Genomic DNA, 15,073 nt, shown 5'->3' on the forward strand with positions numbered 1-15,073 from the left:
GCGAGTCTCGAGCGTGGTGAGGACGGCGCTGGTCAGCGCGGTGGCAGGGTGCGGGACCGACCGCGGAACTCGGCAACGACGCCGCCGTCACTTTGCCGAGTGACCGTGACGTCGGTGATTCCGTTGCGGCCATAGCGTGCTCGTTCGTGGCCTGTGGCGACCAGCGTGTCGCCGAGGCGTCCGGAGCTGATGAAGTTGATCTCTGCGCCCGAGGCGACCGTGGTGTGGCCGGTCGCGTTGCACGCCAGGGCGAAGGTCGAGTCCGCCAGGGTGAAGATGTACCCCCCGTGCTGGATCGCATGACCGTTCACCTGGGTGTCGGTGACGGTCATCCGGGTCGTCGCGTGGCCGAGGCCTTCGTCGACTCCGACGTCGAGCAGCTCGATACCCAAGGCCTGGGAGGCGCCGTCGGCGTCCCACATACGTCTCACGTGCTCGAGTGCATCATCGGTCATGTGACACATGCTTGCAGATGTGTCGCCTCGGTGTAACACGGATGGTTACCATTGGTCGTGTGACGACCACAGATCTGCACCAGGACCACCCACTCGTCGGCAAGCACGCGCAGGCGCTGCAGGAGGCTCGCGAGGCGCTGGCTGCCCGCAGCTACTACTCCCGCTACCCGGAGTCACCGTCCCCGCGGGTCTATGGCGAGCACGCGGCGGCCGAGGGCAAGGCAGCGTATGACGCGCGTCTGGGTCGGCCGTTCGACCTCGCCGACCAGCCGGGTGACGGCACCCGGGTCGGCGCGGAGGTCTCGCCCTACGGCCCGGAGCTCGGTGTGACCTACCCACACCTCGACGTCGACGCGGCGATGACCGCGGCCCAGCAGGCGCTGCCCGCCTGGCGCGATGCCGGTGCGCTGGTGCGGGCAGCGGCGCTGGTCGAGGGGCTGGACCGGCTGGGCGTGCGCTCGTTCGAGCTGGCGAACGCCGTGCAGCACACCTCGGGTCAGCCGTTCGTGATGGCTTTCCAGGCCGGCGGGCCGCAGGCGCAGGACCGCGGGCTGGAGGCGGTCGTAACGGCGCTGGTCGAGCAGGAGCGTATCCCGTCATCCGTCGTGTGGGAGAAGCCGGCGAAGCGTGAGCCGCTGCGGATGCGCAAGGACTACCGGATCGTGCCGCGCGGGGTGGCGCTGGTCGTCGGCTGCAACACCTTCCCGACCTGGAACGCCTACCCGGGCATCTTCGCGTCGCTGGCCACCGGCAACCCGGTGGTCGTCAAGCCGCACCCGCACGCCACGCTGCCGCTGGCGATCACCGTGAAGGTGCTGCGCGAGGCGCTCGCGGAGGCCGGTTTCGACCCGGCCCTGGTGCAGCTCGCCGCCGAGGCCGACGGCGAGGGCCTGGCCAAGGTGCTCGCGGAGCGACCCGAGGTCCGCATCATCGACTACACCGGCGGTCCGACGTTCGGCAACTGGCTGGAGCAGGCAGGGGCCGCCGCCGGCAAGCAGGTCTACACCGAGAAGGCCGGCGTCAACACGATCGTCATCGACTCCACTGATGACCTTTTGGGGCTGCTCGGCAACCTGGCGTTCTCCTTCTCGCTCTACTCCGGTCAGATGTGCACCGCGCCGCAGAACGTCTATGTGCCGCGTGACGGACTGGACACCGACCAGGGCCATCTCGGCTTCGAGGAATTCGGATCGTCTCTGGCCGAGGCGATCCGCAAGTTCACCGCCGACGATGCGAAGGCCGTCGAGGTCCTCGGTGCGACCGTCAACCCCGGCGTCCGGCAGCGAGCGGCCTCCCTTGCACAGCTGGCGCAGGATGCGGGCGGGCGGCTCGTGCTGGACAGCCGCAAGGTCGAGCACCCGTCCTTCCCGGACGCCGTGGTGCGCACTCCCGGCCTGGTTGCCCTGGACGTGACGGACAGTGCGACCTACACGAAGGAGTGCTTCGGGCCGGTGGCCTTCCTGATCGCGACAGACTCCACCGACCAGTCGCTGCAACGGCTGCGCGACACCATCACCGAGCACGGTGCGATGACGGCGTCGGTCTACTCCACGTCCTACCCGGTGCTGGAGGACGCCCGTGATGCGGCGGCCGATGCGGGCGTGGCGCTCTCGGAGAACCTGACCGGCGGAGTGTTCGTCAACCAGACCGCGGCGTTCAGCGACTACCACGGCACCGGCGCCAACCCCGCAGCCAACGCGGCGTATGCCGATGCCGCCTTCGTCGCCGGCCGGTTCCGGGTCATCACCTCGCGCCGACACGTCTGACGTCCGTACGGGGGATAGCCGCACAAATTCTTGTCCCATCCCCTCGCCCTGGTCCGATCGTCCGGCTAGGGTGTAGCACGCACAGGGGTTTATCAGGAGTGCTGGTGTCAGTCGGAAGGGTGACTGTCGTTCGGCTACGGAGCATCCCGTGCATCACACAGATGTGACCAGACCAAGGAGCGACTCGGATGAAGCGTCGAAACCTCGCTGCCCTCACGGCAGCTGCAACGGCCGTGGCGGTGATCCCCGCCGCGGGTGCGTTGGCAGCTTCCGCAGGCAATGATGGTAGGACCGTGCTGCCCAACTCTGGCGTTGTCCACGCCAGCGGGCTATCGGTGAAGGGGGCGGCCGCGAGCACGCAGCCGATGAGTTTCACCTTCCAGTTGCCACTGCGCAACCAGGACCTGGCGAACAGGCTCGTCCAGAAGAGCGTCGTGCTGTCGCCGGCTCAGTACCGCACCTACTTCGCGCCGAGCGCGGCGCAGCTGACGAAGGTGTCGAAGTGGGCGAAGTCGCAGGGCTTCACCGTGACCCAGATCAGCCGGGACTCCGGCCAGGTCACGGTCAGCGGCACCGTCAGCCACGTCAACAAGGCGTTCAAGGTGCAGATGCACCGCGCCACGCTGGACGGCAAGAGTGGGCTGACCACCAATGCCTCTCCCTCGGTGCCAGCCAGTCTTGGCCTGAGCGGGATCGCCGGACTCAACTCGGTGCACCACATGACCACCGACCACGTGGTGCAGCCGAACTGGAAGAAGTCAGCGTCCGCCAAGGGCATGGTGCACACAGGTGGGCTCGGCCAGAACATGAAGCCGCTTGCCAACGGTGCGTCGGATGGCAGCACGAGTTGTTCCGCGTACTGGGGCGACCACCTCTACCCCAAATCCAAGAAGTACAGCAACGAGTCCAACGTGATGTGCGGCTACATGCCGGCCGACCTGCAAAAGATGTACGGGTCCGCGGCCTACAAGACCACCAAGGCCTCGCTGGGCATTCTGCTGTGGGACAACAACAAGAACGAGCTGGCCCAGACCAACACCTACATGAAGAAGGCCGGCTACCCGACGCTGGCCAGCTACACCGCGGTCACAAACCCGTACACCAACGACCCGGCCTGCGCCGGAGCCCAGAGCGAGCAGGACCTCGACGTCCAGTCGAGCCATGCCATCGCCCCGGGCGCGTCGATCACGTATTACGGCGCGGCCAGCTGCAACGACAGCGATCTGACCGCGATGCTGCAGAAGGCCGTGGACGCGCACAAGGTGACCACGATCTCGATGTCGTTCGGCACGTCATCGGACCAGGGCCTGACCACGGCGGACAAGAACTCGTGGGATCGTCCGCTGCTGCAGGCATCGCTGACCGGCATGTCGGTCTTTGCCGCAACCGGTGACTCGGGCGACAACTCCCGGAAGACGAAGACCAACGATGGCAAGCCGCACATCGGCTACCCGGCCACCAGTTACTACGTCGCCGCGGTCGGTGGCACGTCCGTGGGGATGAAGTCGACAGGCTCGCTCTCGGCCCTGACCGGCTGGGAGGACGGCTTCTACTCGCAGGCCAGTCCGGGAGCCACGACCTTCCCTGATGTGACGAACAGTTACCCGCCCTACGGCGCCGGCGGCGGCATCAGTGAGACCTGGTCCATGCCGGCATGGCAGAAGGGCAAGGTCGGCGGCTACTCCAGCACGATGCGCGTGGTGCCGGACATTGCAGCCGTTGCCGACCCGTTCACCGGCTACACGATCTACACGAACGACGGCGGCCTGACCTACGAGCCGATCGGTGGCACCAGCCTGGCGACACCGGTGACGGCGGCGCTGGTCGGCCTCGGCAAGACGGCCAACAAGTACAAGGTCGGCAACATCGCGCCGAAGCTCTACCAGCTTGCGGGCACCTCGGCGATCACGGATGTCAACGGCCCGAACAAGGCGGGTGTCTACTACCCGATGACCACCACCAGTGGTCTGGTCATCGGCTTTGACACCCACCACCAGTCGCTGGTCACCAAGGCGGGCTGGGACAACGTGACCGGTGTCGGCACGCCGCACGGCGCAGCCTTCATCCAGGCCATCAAGTAGTCATCAGGCGCAGACGCCCAACACTCTGCCCCCAGTCACAGCTGCGACTGGGGGCAGAGCCGTATCCGACAGTGCGCGAGCCACCTCGCCCCGGGGGAGCGACGTAGTCTGAGAGTCCAGGCGCGCACAAGAGGAGAGGGCTGATGCGAGCACGGCTCGGGGCAATAGCGGTGATGACACTGGGGATGGTGACGATCGTGGGTTGTGGTTCCAGCACGACATCCGGAGCAGGAAGCTCGTCGAATGTGGCCGGCCCGACCAGTGCCGCCCCAAGCGGGCAGCCGTCCACACCCGCGACCAGTAGCCGGCCCACACCGTCGACCTCGGCCGGCGCCAGCAGCACCCCAGCCGACCGGACCTTCCACGGCACGGTGTTGGGACATGGTCTGACCTGCATCGGGTTCACGACCACCGACGGGGATCGCTACGCGCTGACTGGTAACACGATTCCCGCAAAGCTGAGCCAGGTGGCGCACTCGGGGTTCCAGGAGGGCAACCGTCTGCCGTTGCAGGCGGAGGTGACCGTGGTGGGGCACGTGGCTCCGCACGCGATGAGCACCTGCGGTTACACCGTGCTGGTGGCCAGCAAGGTGACGATCACTTCGGTCGGCAAGGCGACGGTGCCGGGGTCGTGAGGTTCGTCACCGCGTTCGCTATGCTTGGCCGTTCAGGGGATGCGCGGCCACCGGGTCGGTAATGCAGTTGAGGAGCTATGCCAGCACACCGGCTCAACGGGCGGGGCCTTGCCCGAAGCATCGGCACCACGGTGCTCGGCGTGGCGTGCGGATTCCTATTGATCGCACTCGGCGTCGTGCTGGCCATCAAGTTCTTCGGCGGAGGCAGCTCGCACCCGGAGGCGGCGCAGACCAGGCTCTCGGCACCGGCACCGGCAGCGCGGCACATCGCCATACCATCCGTCAGTGTGGCAACTCTGGCCAAGCTCCCCCGTGCGACAACGATGACGACCGTCAAGGGCGCGCCGGTGAACGAGAGCGCACCAAGCGGCGGCGAAGTGGTGCAGATTCAAACAAATATTGCCGGATTCGCCAAACCTGGCGCAAATCCCATTACAGTGATCCCGAGCAAGCAGATTGGCGACCAGACCTGGCTGCCAATCATCGGGCGTGATGCAAACTGGATCCACGTGCGGCTGCCATCACGTCCCGATGGCGCCACTGCATGGATTCCGGGGGACGGTCTGCGCACGGCACGGACCGATTGGGCTGTCAAGATCGCGCTGAAGCAAGGCACGATGACTGTGACAAAGGGGGGAAAGATCATGGGTGAGTGGACCGTCGGTCAGGGTCAGAGCGCCACACCGACCCCCACCGGACAGACCTTCCTCCTCGCCGGGTTCGTCGACCCCACGCAGACGTTCTCACCGGTGATCTACGCCCTCGGCACCCACTCGCGCACACTCGACACTTTCGGCGGCGGGCCCGGGACCGTCGCCGTGCATGGCTGGCCCACGAAGGCGGGCCGCGAGGGCAAGGTCTCTCATGGCTGTGTCCGAGTCCCGGCTGGTGCGTTATCCACCTTCAAGAAGCTGCCCTCGGGCACACCGATTGATATCACCGCATGAACCCAAGGAAGGGACAAACAATGAAGCGCAATGCTGCGCTCTTCGGAGCCTCGCTTGCGGCAGGTGCTCTTGGCGCCGCTGGCCTGATCATGACCAGCGCGGGCAGTTCCGCTGCTCCCGGCAACACGTTCGCCGGCATCGCCTACAACATTCCGGTGACGAGCGCTAGCAGCAGCTGGGGCACGGCCCTGAATGATGGCGAGGGCGGGATGATCGCCTCGATCGCGTCCGCGTCGCCCGGCACGGTCAGCGGCTTCCAGGAGTCGAGCATCCATTCGGCATCGGTCTCTGTCACCACGACCTGTGTCGCCGGTATGCCCTCGGTCACCGTGACCGGCGGCGGCGCCGCGGGCACTCACACGGCCGGCACGTCGGTTTCGGCGGCGACATTCCTCGGCTCACCCAACGCCATAGGGACCGTCACATTCGGCTCGAAGACCCTTGGTGGGTTCACCGTCGGCGCCTACCTCGACCAGAGTGCTTCCGGGAGCATCAACTACGTCGCGCTGACTGGTGCGAACTGTGCTGCTGCGACCACGTCGCCGCCGACCTCGACCCCGCCGACCTCGACCCCGCCGACCTCGACCCCGCCGACCTCGACCGGCACGAGCACGCCGACGCAGACGCCGACCGGTAGCCCGACATCGACGGCAACGCCGACGGAGCCGCCGACCGCGACTCCGACGACCACGACGCTGCCCGTCACCGGCTGATCTGATCGTCGACTGAGCACGAGCAAGCCCCCCGGTTGCGCCCGCAGCCGGGGGCCTTGTCGCCGCTCGATGTCCTCGCCTTGTTCACTCGTTCGCGAGGGCTCGAGACGACACGCGCCGACTTGACCTCATGCAGCTGCTGATCCGCGAGCTCAGAGATCGACTGGGTTCGTCACCTCGTCGGGCAATTGCAGTGCTTGCCGCCGGGTCCGTGCTCCTCGTGGGCTGTTCCGCCCCGGCGCCAACGGCACTGCGCGCGGATGGTGACGCGCCCGTCGCGCTCGCGACTCTGCAGCCCGGCTCGGTCAAGACGGTCCCACCGACTACCGCCCGAACTGCGGCCAAACCACCGGCCACATCTTCGGCCCCGTCGCCGACTCACAGCACTGCGCATCCATCGCCGTCGTCCACCGCGCCCAAGCGGGTTGCGGTGCCGAAGGTTACCGCTGCGCAGCTCAGGGCGCTGCCGGTCGCGGATACCTACGCTCGCCTTCGCCATGCAGGCATCGACGTCCACGCGGAGCCCACGGGCCAGTTGGCGCACATCGCACGTGACACTGTCGCCTTCCGTGCGCCGGGTGGCACACCGGTCGCGATGATTCCGCACGAGGAGGTCGGGGTCGCCACCTGGTTGCCGGTGCTTGCCGTCAGGCCGGGGTGGCTTGAAGTGCGACTGCCGAGCCGTCCCAACGGCGTGGTGGCCTGGGTGCCGGCACCCGGCATACCCACCAAGAGCACGAGCTATCGGATCGTCGTGTCGCTGCACGCCGGCGTGATGACGATCTACCGCGGCAGGCACGTCGTCGGTGGCTGGATCGTGGGCCACGGGCGGCCCGGCCTGCCGACGCCGACGGCCCGCACATTTGTGATGACCCGCTTCCACGACCCGAAGCAGTCGTTCAGCCCGGTGATCTTCGCGCTCGGCGCGCACTCGGATGCGATGGCGTCGTTCGAGGGCGGGCCGGGCACGATTGCCATCCACGGCTGGCCGACGTATGCGGGCCGGCACGGCGGCGTCTCGCACGGCTGCGTGCGGGTGCCCGGCGGCGCCCTGGATGCGCTGCGCAACGTTCCCAACGGCACCCCGGTCGACATTAAAAACTGAACCTAAGGCGCGTCCGCCCCGTCCGCTGGTCGAGTAGAGCGAGGCGCTGGCCGAGGTCGTATCGAGACCCGGCGAAATCCCCGCTGACCCAGACGGCCCGTCGCACGCGACCTCGACACCGGCATGGGAGAAGATGACAGCGGCGTGGGGGCGTCACGTGACGACCCACCCAAGTCCTAGCGGCCCGCCTGTCCTACGCGGGAATCCGGGACGTCCATTGAGACGGAACGGAATTGGTGAGCTGTGATTGCCGACCAAACCATGGATCAGGGCAGGCAAACCTGGGACCTGAGCAGCCTGCTGCGACCGACCCGGGTGGCGGTGGTCGGTGCCAACGATCGCACCGCCGCGTTCACCGGCGGCACCATCGTCAACCTCGTGCGCCACGGGTTCGAGGGTGAGGTGTATCCGGTCAACCCGCGCCGTGACCGGGTCGGTGGCCTGCGCGCGTTTCCCGATGTGCGCTCACTGCCCACCGCGATCGACACCGCGGTGATCGTCGTGCCGGCCGACCTGGTGGTCCCGATGCTCCACGACTGTGTCGGGGCAGGCGCGACCTCGGCAATCGTCGTCTCGTCCGGCTTCGGTGAGGGCGCGACGAGCGACGCCGGCCGGCGTCGCGCGCGAGAGCTGACGGACTTCCTGTCCGAGCAGCCGATCCCGATCCTCGGCCCGTCGACGACGGGGCTGGTCAACCTGAACGACGGCTACGTGCCCCGCGCGGTGACCAATCACCTGCCGCCCGAACGGCTGCACAGCGGGCCGATCGCGTTGATCTCGCAGTCCGGCGCCGCCAACAACGCCGTCTTCAACCGCGCCCAGTCACACGGTGTGCCAATCGGTCTGGCGGTCGCGACCGGCATACAGGCGAACCTGAACGTGTGGGACGTCGTCGCCGCTGTGCTGCCGGATCCCCGCATCACGGTCATCGCGTTGCTGGTGGAGGAGTTGGGCGGGCCCGCTCAGTACGAGTCGGTGCTGCGGTCGGCCGCTGCGCACGGCAAACCCGTTGTCATCCTGCGCACCGGGCGTAGCGACGTCGGGGGCCGCGCGATCCGCACACACACGGGCTCCCTGGCCGGCAACTGGGTTGTCGAAGAGGAGATGTTGCGGTCGCTCGGCGCAACGGTCGTGTCCGACCTGGACCAGCTGTGGGAGGTCGCCAGCGTTGCCACCCACTGGGGACGGCCGCCGGATAACGTGCTGCGGCTCGGAGTCATTGGGCTGTCCGGTGGGGAGGGGGCGTTGATCGCCGACCAGGCCACGGATGCCGGGATGCACTTGCCGCCGGTGTCGGACCGCTTCGAGCGCCTGGTCGCTGCCAACCTCGAACTCGCCGGGGCCGGCAATCCGTTCGACCCGACCGGCGAGGCGATGGGGCGGCCCGAGAACGGTATGGCCGCCATCGAAGGGTTCGTCACGACCAACGACTTCGACGCCCATCTGGTGTCGCTCAATGCCCAGAGCGCCCCAACGGAGGGTGGGCTGCTGGATGGGATCGTCGCGACGCTTCGGGGTGCGGGCGGACGGATCGCACTGTCCTACTGGGATATCCCAGGATATTCCGATGGTTTGGTTGACGTCCTGGCAGACTTCCCTGGCCCGATCCTGCCGGGGTCGCATCGCGTGGTTGCGGCAATCGGTGCCTGGTCGCGCACCCGTCCGGTGCTCGAGTCGATCCTTGAGTCTCCCTGCGCCTCCTCGAACCGTGCCCACCTGAGCACTTCGATCGGATACTGGGAGGCGCGCCAGTGGCTCGAAAGCCTCGGTGTCCGATTCGGTGCGGCCGAGCTTGCCACCAGCCCCGAGGATGCCGTTCGCGCCGCACGGGACGTCGGATATCCCGTGGTGCTCAAGGCGAACGTGGAGAGCACCGTGCACAAGGCCGCAGCCGGGCTGATCCGGCTGGGGCTGCGCGACGACGAAGACGTGTCCGCGGCGGTGAGGGAACTTTTCGAGCACACCGAGTCGATCGTCGTGGAGCGGGCCGTCCTGGCGGCGGCGCTGCTCATCATCGGAACGATCGACGACCCACAGGCCGGGTCCGTGGTCGTGGTCGGCAGCGGCGGGGGCGCGGCCGAGGAGCTCAAGGACGCTGCGGTCTGCCCGGTGCGCTTCCTGAATCCGTCGAGTGCGCGTGCGGCGCTGCGCCGGACCGCGATCGGCAGGTTCCTGGAGAAACGTCACCACGCCAGCTTTGAGCAGGCCGCCGACCTGATGGTTGTGCTTGGGCGCAGCGTGGATGGAGATGCGATGTCGGTCGAGATGAATCCACTCGCCGTCACCGATGACGGACTCATCGCGCTCGACGCACGCATCGACCTCCACCACTCAACGCTGGTCGAGTAGTCCGAGGCGCTAGCCGAGGGCGTATCGAGACCTCAAGTCTCCACGCTGGTCGAGTAGTCCGAGACCACCCAGCCCGCTCTGCTGGTCGAGTAGTCCGGGGTGCCGGCCCGTTCCGCTGGTCGAGTAGTCCGAGGCGCTAGCCGAGGGCGTATCGAGACCACCCAGCCCGTCCAGGACAGGCGCATAGATCGCGAGACACCGGTCCTCACGGATGACAGAAGCGACACGGGCGCACACCCTCTGTCCTTGCACTGCAAGGGGGTGCGAGAGATCCTCGCCACCAAATTGAATGCGCATGCCACTCGTGCGGGATGTAGTGCGATGGAGCCTGATTCACAGATGTACGCCATCGCTTGCGGCCCAAGTTGGCCCCGCCTCTAATCCCGCGTGCCACCGGTCAACGCTGGTAGCGTCCGAACTAGTGGTCCCGGTGGAGGGGGTCAGTGGGGAGGAGATTGATGAGCACGAAACGGAACACGTTTGTCTGCGGGGTCACGGTCCTGTTGGCCGGCGGACTGGCCGGGTGCGGCTCGTCCGGGGCGAGCAGCGCGGGGTCGAGCAACAACGACTCAAGCAGCACACACGTATCCGCGCCATCGTCGGCCAGTAGCGGCGGCGGGGAGGGGAGCAAGTCTGCCAAGCAGGTGCTCGCTGACGCGAAGTCTGCGTTGTTCAATGCCAAGGCGGTGCACGTGACCGGCACTGTCACCGACGGCGCGCAGCACGAGAAACTGGATCTGCAGTTTCAGGGGACAGATTCGGCTGGCACCGAGACGATCAACGGCATGGTTCTGCACATCGTCAAGGTTGGTGGAACGGCGTATCTCAAGGCGCCATCGGCTTTCTGGAAGAAGACGGCCGGCCCCAAGGCTGCAGTGCTGGCAGGCAAGTGGATCAAGTCTCCTGGCACGTCGGGCAATCTGAGCTCTCTGACTCTGCAGGGGCTCGCGGCGAGTATCGACGCCAGCGACTCACCGCTGAAACCCGGCGTGAGGCATGAGTCATTGCAAGGGAAGAAGGCGCTGGTGCTGACCCAAGGGGACGGGAGCGAGCTCTACGTCGCCGACGCCAAGCCACCGGTCCCGCTGCGCATCGTCAACACGAAGTCCAGCAAGGGACAGCTTGACTTCACCGACTACGGCAAGACCCAACACATCTCGGCACCCAAGGGTGCGGTCACTGCGAAGCAAGCGGTCAAGGACCAGAGCAGCAAGGCCACGACCTGAACCATGCGATTCCGAGGAGACCCAGGGCCGAGCCCGGGCCGATGATCTCCAGCGGGTGGACTACACGTATGACCTGGCGGGAACATGACCTCCCGCACGATTAATGGTGGTCGAAGACGACGTACACGTATGACGCGGACCAGGAGTGGCGGCGATGATCAACTCGCACCGCGTGTGAGTTCGTGCTCGACGGCTCGTCGGATCCAGTTGGAGACCGAACGGTCGTCCGCGGCGGCTCGGCTACGGACCTCGCTAAGGAGATCCTCTGGAAACCGCACTGGCACAGGTTGGCTGAGCTTGGCCCTACGGCGAACCGGGGGCCCCTGGGGTGTCTGGTTGTCCGGGTCTGCGTAGTAGGCGTTTTCTTGTTCGGGGGTCATATTCGTGTTTGTCATCGGTCCTCCCGGTAGCGGCGGGCGAGGTGGTCGGCTGCGATGTAGCAACCGATGGGGCGGCATGTGCTCGGGTTGCCGGCGTTCGATGGTGCCAGCGGCACCGTCAGGACCTGTCCGGAGACCTCGGCGACCATGAGCCGGTGGGCGGGTGGCTTGGCGGGATAGAACAACGGTTCGCTGCCCCAGACGTCGCTGACGTCATCCAAACCCAGGTAGGGATGTTTGAAGAGGTGGCTGGCCTGCTGGTCGATCTCGAACGGCCAGTCAGCATCGAGCCGGTCGACATCGAACCTGTCCACACCGGTAGTGTATTACAACCGCTCACGAATGACTACTGCGTGATCGCTGAGTAACGGGACAGCTACGTGAGTTGATGGGGCAGGCGCCCGCCTCAAATTTGGCTCTGACGCGCCTTCGGCGGTGATTGGGTCGTGGCCGAACTCACCGTGCCTACCACGTGCTGGGGGTGGGCAAGGGTGCACAGTTGACGATGACGCACACGTGGCGTCGGTCGTGAGCCAGTTCGTACTGACTCGGGTTCGGCGCCCCAAGTAGGGAGCTGATCGTGAACTGGTTCATTGGCAACTGGCAGCACCTCGGCGGCGTGGTGGGCAAGGCCGTCCTCATGTATGCCGTGGCCATGGTTGGCCTTCGCGCCGGGGAGCGGCGCACGCTGGCTCAGTGGCGCATCATCGACTTCGTCGCGGCCGTCGCCATTGGCGCCGTCGTCGGTCGGACAGCCATTGCCTCGACGCAGTCGTTCATCACCGGCGCGGTCGCGCTGGTGGCACTCCTCGTGATGCATCGGCTGGCGAGCGGACTGCGACGCTTCCCGACCATGCGCAGGGTCTTCGATCATCCCCTTCGCATCCTGGTGCATGACGGGGCGCTGCGGGACGGCGAGCTTCGTCGCTGCGGGATCAACGAGGACGACGTGTCCTCCCACCTGCGCCAGCAGGGCATCGGTGACCTCAACGAGGTGAAGTACCTGATCTACGAAGCGACCGGGCAGCTCACCATCGTGCGCAATGACACCGCCAGCACACCCCTGGTCGAGGAGGCGCTCGACCGATCGGCCGGTTTCCACGCGTGACGTAGCGTCCCGCATACCCGGTGTTGGCTGAAGCCCACGTAATAGCGGCAGATTCAGCCAACACCTCGGAAGTTCGGTGGACTTTCCACTCGTCCGGGAGCGCGGTCTGCACACACTTGCCCGTCTCAGGTGGTTGCGGTGCAGCTGATCCGGCGCAAAGATCGTCGGGGATCGGCACGGGGCCCCGGGCGACACGAGGGGGGCCATATGAGCGCGCAGAAGTCCGGCAGCGCCGACAAGGGATTCCTGACCAGGCTGACGTCGGCCACGGCCTTCGGGGAGGGCCTGGACGGATATGACCTGGGCGCCATCAGCGTCGTGCTTCCGTTCATCACCAAGGACTTCGGGCTCTCGGCGGTGCAGCAGGGCCTGATCGCGGCGTCGACCCTGGCCGGCATCTTCTTCGGCGCCCCGATCTTCGGCTACCTCACCGACCGGTTCGGCCGGCGCAAGATCTTCATCCTCGACCTGATCGCCTTCGTCGTCATCGGGCTGCTGCAAGGGTTCGTCACCAACGTCACCCAGCTGCTCATCCTCCGACTGCTGCTCGGTCTGGCCATCGGGGCCGAATACGCCATCGGCCAGACCATGCTCGCCGAGATGGTGCCACGCGAGGGCCGGGGCCGTCGTCTCTCGAGCCTTCAGGTTGCCTGGTATGGCGGGTTCCTCCTGTCCGTGATCATCGCCTACGTGCTGCACTCGGCCGGGCTGGACTGGCGCTGGATCCTGGCGACGAGCGCCATCCCCGGCCTTGCCACCTTGTTGCTGCGGCAGGGGCTGCCGGAGTCGCCGCGCTGGCTGGCCAGCCAGGGCAAGGAGGACGAGGCGCGCGAGATCGTGGCGGAGCACCTCGGCGAGGACTACTACGAGGACGAGGACCTGGGCGGCGAGACCGAGAGCGAAACCCGGTTCGCGGACCTGTTCAGGGCCGACATGTGGCGGGGCACGACCTTCGCGTGCGTGTTCTTCACCTGCCTGGTCACGCCCTACTTCGCCATCTTCACCTTCGCGCCGACGGTGTTCGCGTCAATTGGCATCCACGACGCCAAGGCCAGCATCATCGGCACCAACTCGGTGGCCTTCCTCGGTGCGCTGGCTGGGATGCTGGTCATCGAGAAGGTCGGCCGCCGATCGCTGCTGCTCACGTCGTTCTATGTCATGGTCGTCACGTTGGCGGTGCTGGGCATCTGGGGGACCGCACCGGCAGTCATCCTGCTCGCGTGCTTCGCCGGATTCGCCTTCTTCAACGCGGTCTCCGACGACCTCACCGGGGTGTATCCCGCCGAGATCTTCCCGTCCGAGCTGCGCGGCAGCGGGGTCGGCCTCGCCGCCGCGGCGAGCCGCATCGGTGCGACGGCCGGGACCTTCCTGCTGCCCATCGGTATCGACCACTTCGGGATCGGCCCGAGCCTCCTGGCAGGGGCTGCGATCTGCGTGGTCGGTTTGGTCGTCACCCATCTGTGGGCTCCGGAGACGACCGACCTGAGTCTGACCAAGACCGGGGAGGCCGACCCGTCAGGGCGAGACGGCGACGGCAACGCCGCAGACTCAGCACATTGACGGTCGGCTCGCACCGGATCACATGGTGTTGTTCGCACCCGGCAGGACCGGGCCCACCTTGAGGTAGGGGCCGTTCATCGGCGCCTTGCAGGCCGTGCCCGCGCTGGGCACAAAGGCCGCCGTCTTGCTGTCCGGCGGATAGACGCGCAGGCCGCGCACGGAGACCTGGTGGCAGCTCGGGGTCTTTTCCGGCGCGCTGGAGCGGAACAGCCCGGCGGACGCGGTGGCACCCGGCTTGATCGTGACCACCTGATGGCCGAGCACCCGGGTGGCGGGGTCGCCGACCTGGGTGCCGCTGTTGCCGGTGACGTAGGAGACGCCGGGCGCACCGGTCAGCTCGCACGCACTGCTGCCGATGTTGGTGAACCGCAGCGACGAGTGCGACCCCTGCATGTCGGCATTGTTGCCCTGCACGGTGATCCGCAGATGCGCCGTCGTGCACCGCGGCATACCCGAGCCTGCACCGGCGCCGGCGCTGCTGGTCCCGGTGCCGCCGGCCGCGGGGCTCGAGCTGGGTGCACTGGACGATGATGCGGATGGTCCGGCAGTGCTGGACGACGGACTGCTTGATGCTCCGCCGGCCGTGGTTGTCTGCGATGTTGCCGCGCTGGGCAGAGGCGTGCTGCTTCCCGCGGCGCCGGTGGCAGACCCCGAACCTCCACTACCGCATCCGGCGAGCAGCGCGACCGCGGCGATGCCGAATCCTGCTGCGACAGTGGCTTTAGTCTGGTGACGTCGCGTCCCCTTC

14 protein-coding genes are annotated in these 15,073 nt (G+C 67.0%); 11 read left to right on the forward strand and 3 right to left on the reverse strand.

All coding sequences use genetic code 11. The features are described from left to right. Positions 1 to 32 precede the first annotated feature (32 nt). Positions 33 to 455: a hydroxyphenylacetyl-CoA thioesterase PaaI gene (paaI, locus tag FGL98_RS04240; RefSeq protein WP_222432011.1), complete on the reverse strand. Its 423-nt coding sequence runs from the start codon at positions 453 to 455 to the stop codon at positions 33 to 35. Between the two features lie 59 nt (positions 456 to 514). On the opposite strand from paaI, the gene paaN reads away from it, so the two are divergent. The 8 genes from paaN (at position 515) to FGL98_RS04285 (ending at position 11,277) form a co-directional block, all read left to right on the forward strand. Then, complete coding sequence (gene paaN, locus FGL98_RS04245) at positions 515 to 2,221, forward strand: phenylacetic acid degradation protein PaaN (protein ID WP_246136360.1); 1,707 nt, start codon at positions 515 to 517, stop codon at positions 2,219 to 2,221. A 188-nt stretch (positions 2,222 to 2,409) separates the two neighbouring features. After that, the gene (locus tag FGL98_RS04250; RefSeq protein WP_146315498.1) at positions 2,410 to 4,302 is read left to right on the forward strand and encodes a S53 family peptidase; all 1,893 of its coding nucleotides are present in this window, start codon (positions 2,410 to 2,412) and stop codon (positions 4,300 to 4,302) included. A gap of 143 nt (positions 4,303 to 4,445) precedes the next feature. Then, positions 4,446 to 4,937 (forward strand): hypothetical protein, encoded by a 492-nt coding sequence (locus FGL98_RS04255; protein ID WP_146315499.1) that lies wholly within the window; start codon positions 4,446 to 4,448, stop codon positions 4,935 to 4,937. 77 nt (positions 4,938 to 5,014) lie between these two features. Then, complete coding sequence (locus tag FGL98_RS04260; RefSeq protein ID WP_146315500.1) at positions 5,015 to 5,884, forward strand: L,D-transpeptidase; 870 nt, start codon at positions 5,015 to 5,017, stop codon at positions 5,882 to 5,884. 20 nt (positions 5,885 to 5,904) lie between these two features. Then, positions 5,905 to 6,597 carry a hypothetical protein gene (locus tag FGL98_RS25220; protein WP_186525970.1) on the forward strand — a complete coding sequence of 231 codons (693 nt, stop codon included), beginning with the start codon at positions 5,905 to 5,907 and terminating at the stop codon, positions 6,595 to 6,597. Between the two features lie 430 nt (positions 6,598 to 7,027). Next, a complete protein-coding gene (locus tag FGL98_RS04275; protein ID WP_186525971.1) occupies positions 7,028 to 7,702 on the forward strand; it encodes a L,D-transpeptidase in 675 nt (224 codons plus the stop codon). Positions 7,703 to 7,945: 243 nt separating this feature from the next. After that, positions 7,946 to 10,051 (forward strand): acetate--CoA ligase family protein, encoded by a 2,106-nt coding sequence (locus FGL98_RS04280; RefSeq protein WP_146315503.1) that lies wholly within the window; start codon positions 7,946 to 7,948, stop codon positions 10,049 to 10,051. Between the two features lie 458 nt (positions 10,052 to 10,509). Further along, on the forward strand, positions 10,510 to 11,277 hold the full coding sequence (locus FGL98_RS04285; RefSeq protein WP_146315504.1) for a hypothetical protein: 768 nt from the start codon (positions 10,510 to 10,512) through the stop codon (positions 11,275 to 11,277). A gap of 391 nt (positions 11,278 to 11,668) precedes the next feature. Here FGL98_RS04285 and FGL98_RS04295 read toward each other — a convergent pair whose 3' ends face one another. Then, positions 11,669 to 11,971 (reverse strand): hypothetical protein, encoded by a 303-nt coding sequence (locus tag FGL98_RS04295; protein ID WP_146315506.1) that lies wholly within the window; start codon positions 11,969 to 11,971, stop codon positions 11,669 to 11,671. A 266-nt stretch (positions 11,972 to 12,237) separates the two neighbouring features. Between FGL98_RS04295 and FGL98_RS04300 the strand changes: the two genes are divergently transcribed. Together FGL98_RS04300 and FGL98_RS04305 are read left to right on the forward strand one after the other, a co-directional pair. Then, complete coding sequence (locus tag FGL98_RS04300; RefSeq protein ID WP_146315507.1) at positions 12,238 to 12,765, forward strand: DUF421 domain-containing protein; 528 nt, start codon at positions 12,238 to 12,240, stop codon at positions 12,763 to 12,765. 207 nt (positions 12,766 to 12,972) lie between these two features. Then, complete coding sequence (locus FGL98_RS04305) at positions 12,973 to 14,325, forward strand: MFS transporter (RefSeq protein ID WP_146315508.1); 1,353 nt, start codon at positions 12,973 to 12,975, stop codon at positions 14,323 to 14,325. Positions 14,326 to 14,343: 18 nt separating this feature from the next. On the opposite strand, the gene FGL98_RS25225 is transcribed toward FGL98_RS04305, so the two are convergent. After that, positions 14,344 to 14,718, reverse strand: a complete 375-nt coding sequence (locus FGL98_RS25225) for a DUF4232 domain-containing protein (protein WP_246136361.1) — start codon at positions 14,716 to 14,718, stop codon at positions 14,344 to 14,346. Here FGL98_RS25225 and FGL98_RS25230 point away from each other — a divergent pair. Beyond that, a complete protein-coding gene (locus FGL98_RS25230; protein ID WP_186525990.1) occupies positions 14,717 to 15,058 on the forward strand; it encodes a hypothetical protein in 342 nt (113 codons plus the stop codon). The genes FGL98_RS25225 and FGL98_RS25230 overlap by 2 nt on opposite strands. Positions 15,059 to 15,073: the final 15 nt, after the last annotated feature.

Origin of the sequence: Leekyejoonella antrihumi (assembly GCF_007845645.1) — a bacterium.
GTDB classification, from domain to species: Bacteria; Actinomycetota; Actinomycetes; order Actinomycetales; family Dermatophilaceae; genus Leekyejoonella; species Leekyejoonella antrihumi.

What these genes read in the sequence shown, in the direction of transcription:
- paaI (WP_222432011.1), bottom strand. Translation starts at nt 455, where the DNA reads ATGACCGATGATGCACTCGAGCACGTGAGACGTATGTGGGACGCCGAC.
- FGL98_RS04250 (WP_146315498.1), top strand. Translation starts at nt 2,410, where the DNA reads ATGAAGCGTCGAAACCTCGCTGCCCTCACGGCAGCTGCAACGGCCGTG.
- FGL98_RS04255 (WP_146315499.1), top strand. Translation starts at nt 4,446, where the DNA reads ATGCGAGCACGGCTCGGGGCAATAGCGGTGATGACACTGGGGATGGTG.
- FGL98_RS04260 (WP_146315500.1), top strand. Translation starts at nt 5,015, where the DNA reads ATGCCAGCACACCGGCTCAACGGGCGGGGCCTTGCCCGAAGCATCGGC.
- FGL98_RS25220 (WP_186525970.1), top strand. Translation starts at nt 5,905, where the DNA reads ATGAAGCGCAATGCTGCGCTCTTCGGAGCCTCGCTTGCGGCAGGTGCT.
- FGL98_RS04285 (WP_146315504.1), top strand. Translation starts at nt 10,510, where the DNA reads ATGAGCACGAAACGGAACACGTTTGTCTGCGGGGTCACGGTCCTGTTG.
- FGL98_RS04305 (WP_146315508.1), top strand. Translation starts at nt 12,973, where the DNA reads ATGAGCGCGCAGAAGTCCGGCAGCGCCGACAAGGGATTCCTGACCAGG.
- FGL98_RS25230 (WP_186525990.1), top strand. Translation starts at nt 14,717, where the DNA reads ATGTCGGCATTGTTGCCCTGCACGGTGATCCGCAGATGCGCCGTCGTG.
- FGL98_RS25225 (WP_246136361.1), bottom strand. Translation starts at nt 14,718, where the DNA reads ATGCAGGGGTCGCACTCGTCGCTGCGGTTCACCAACATCGGCAGCAGT.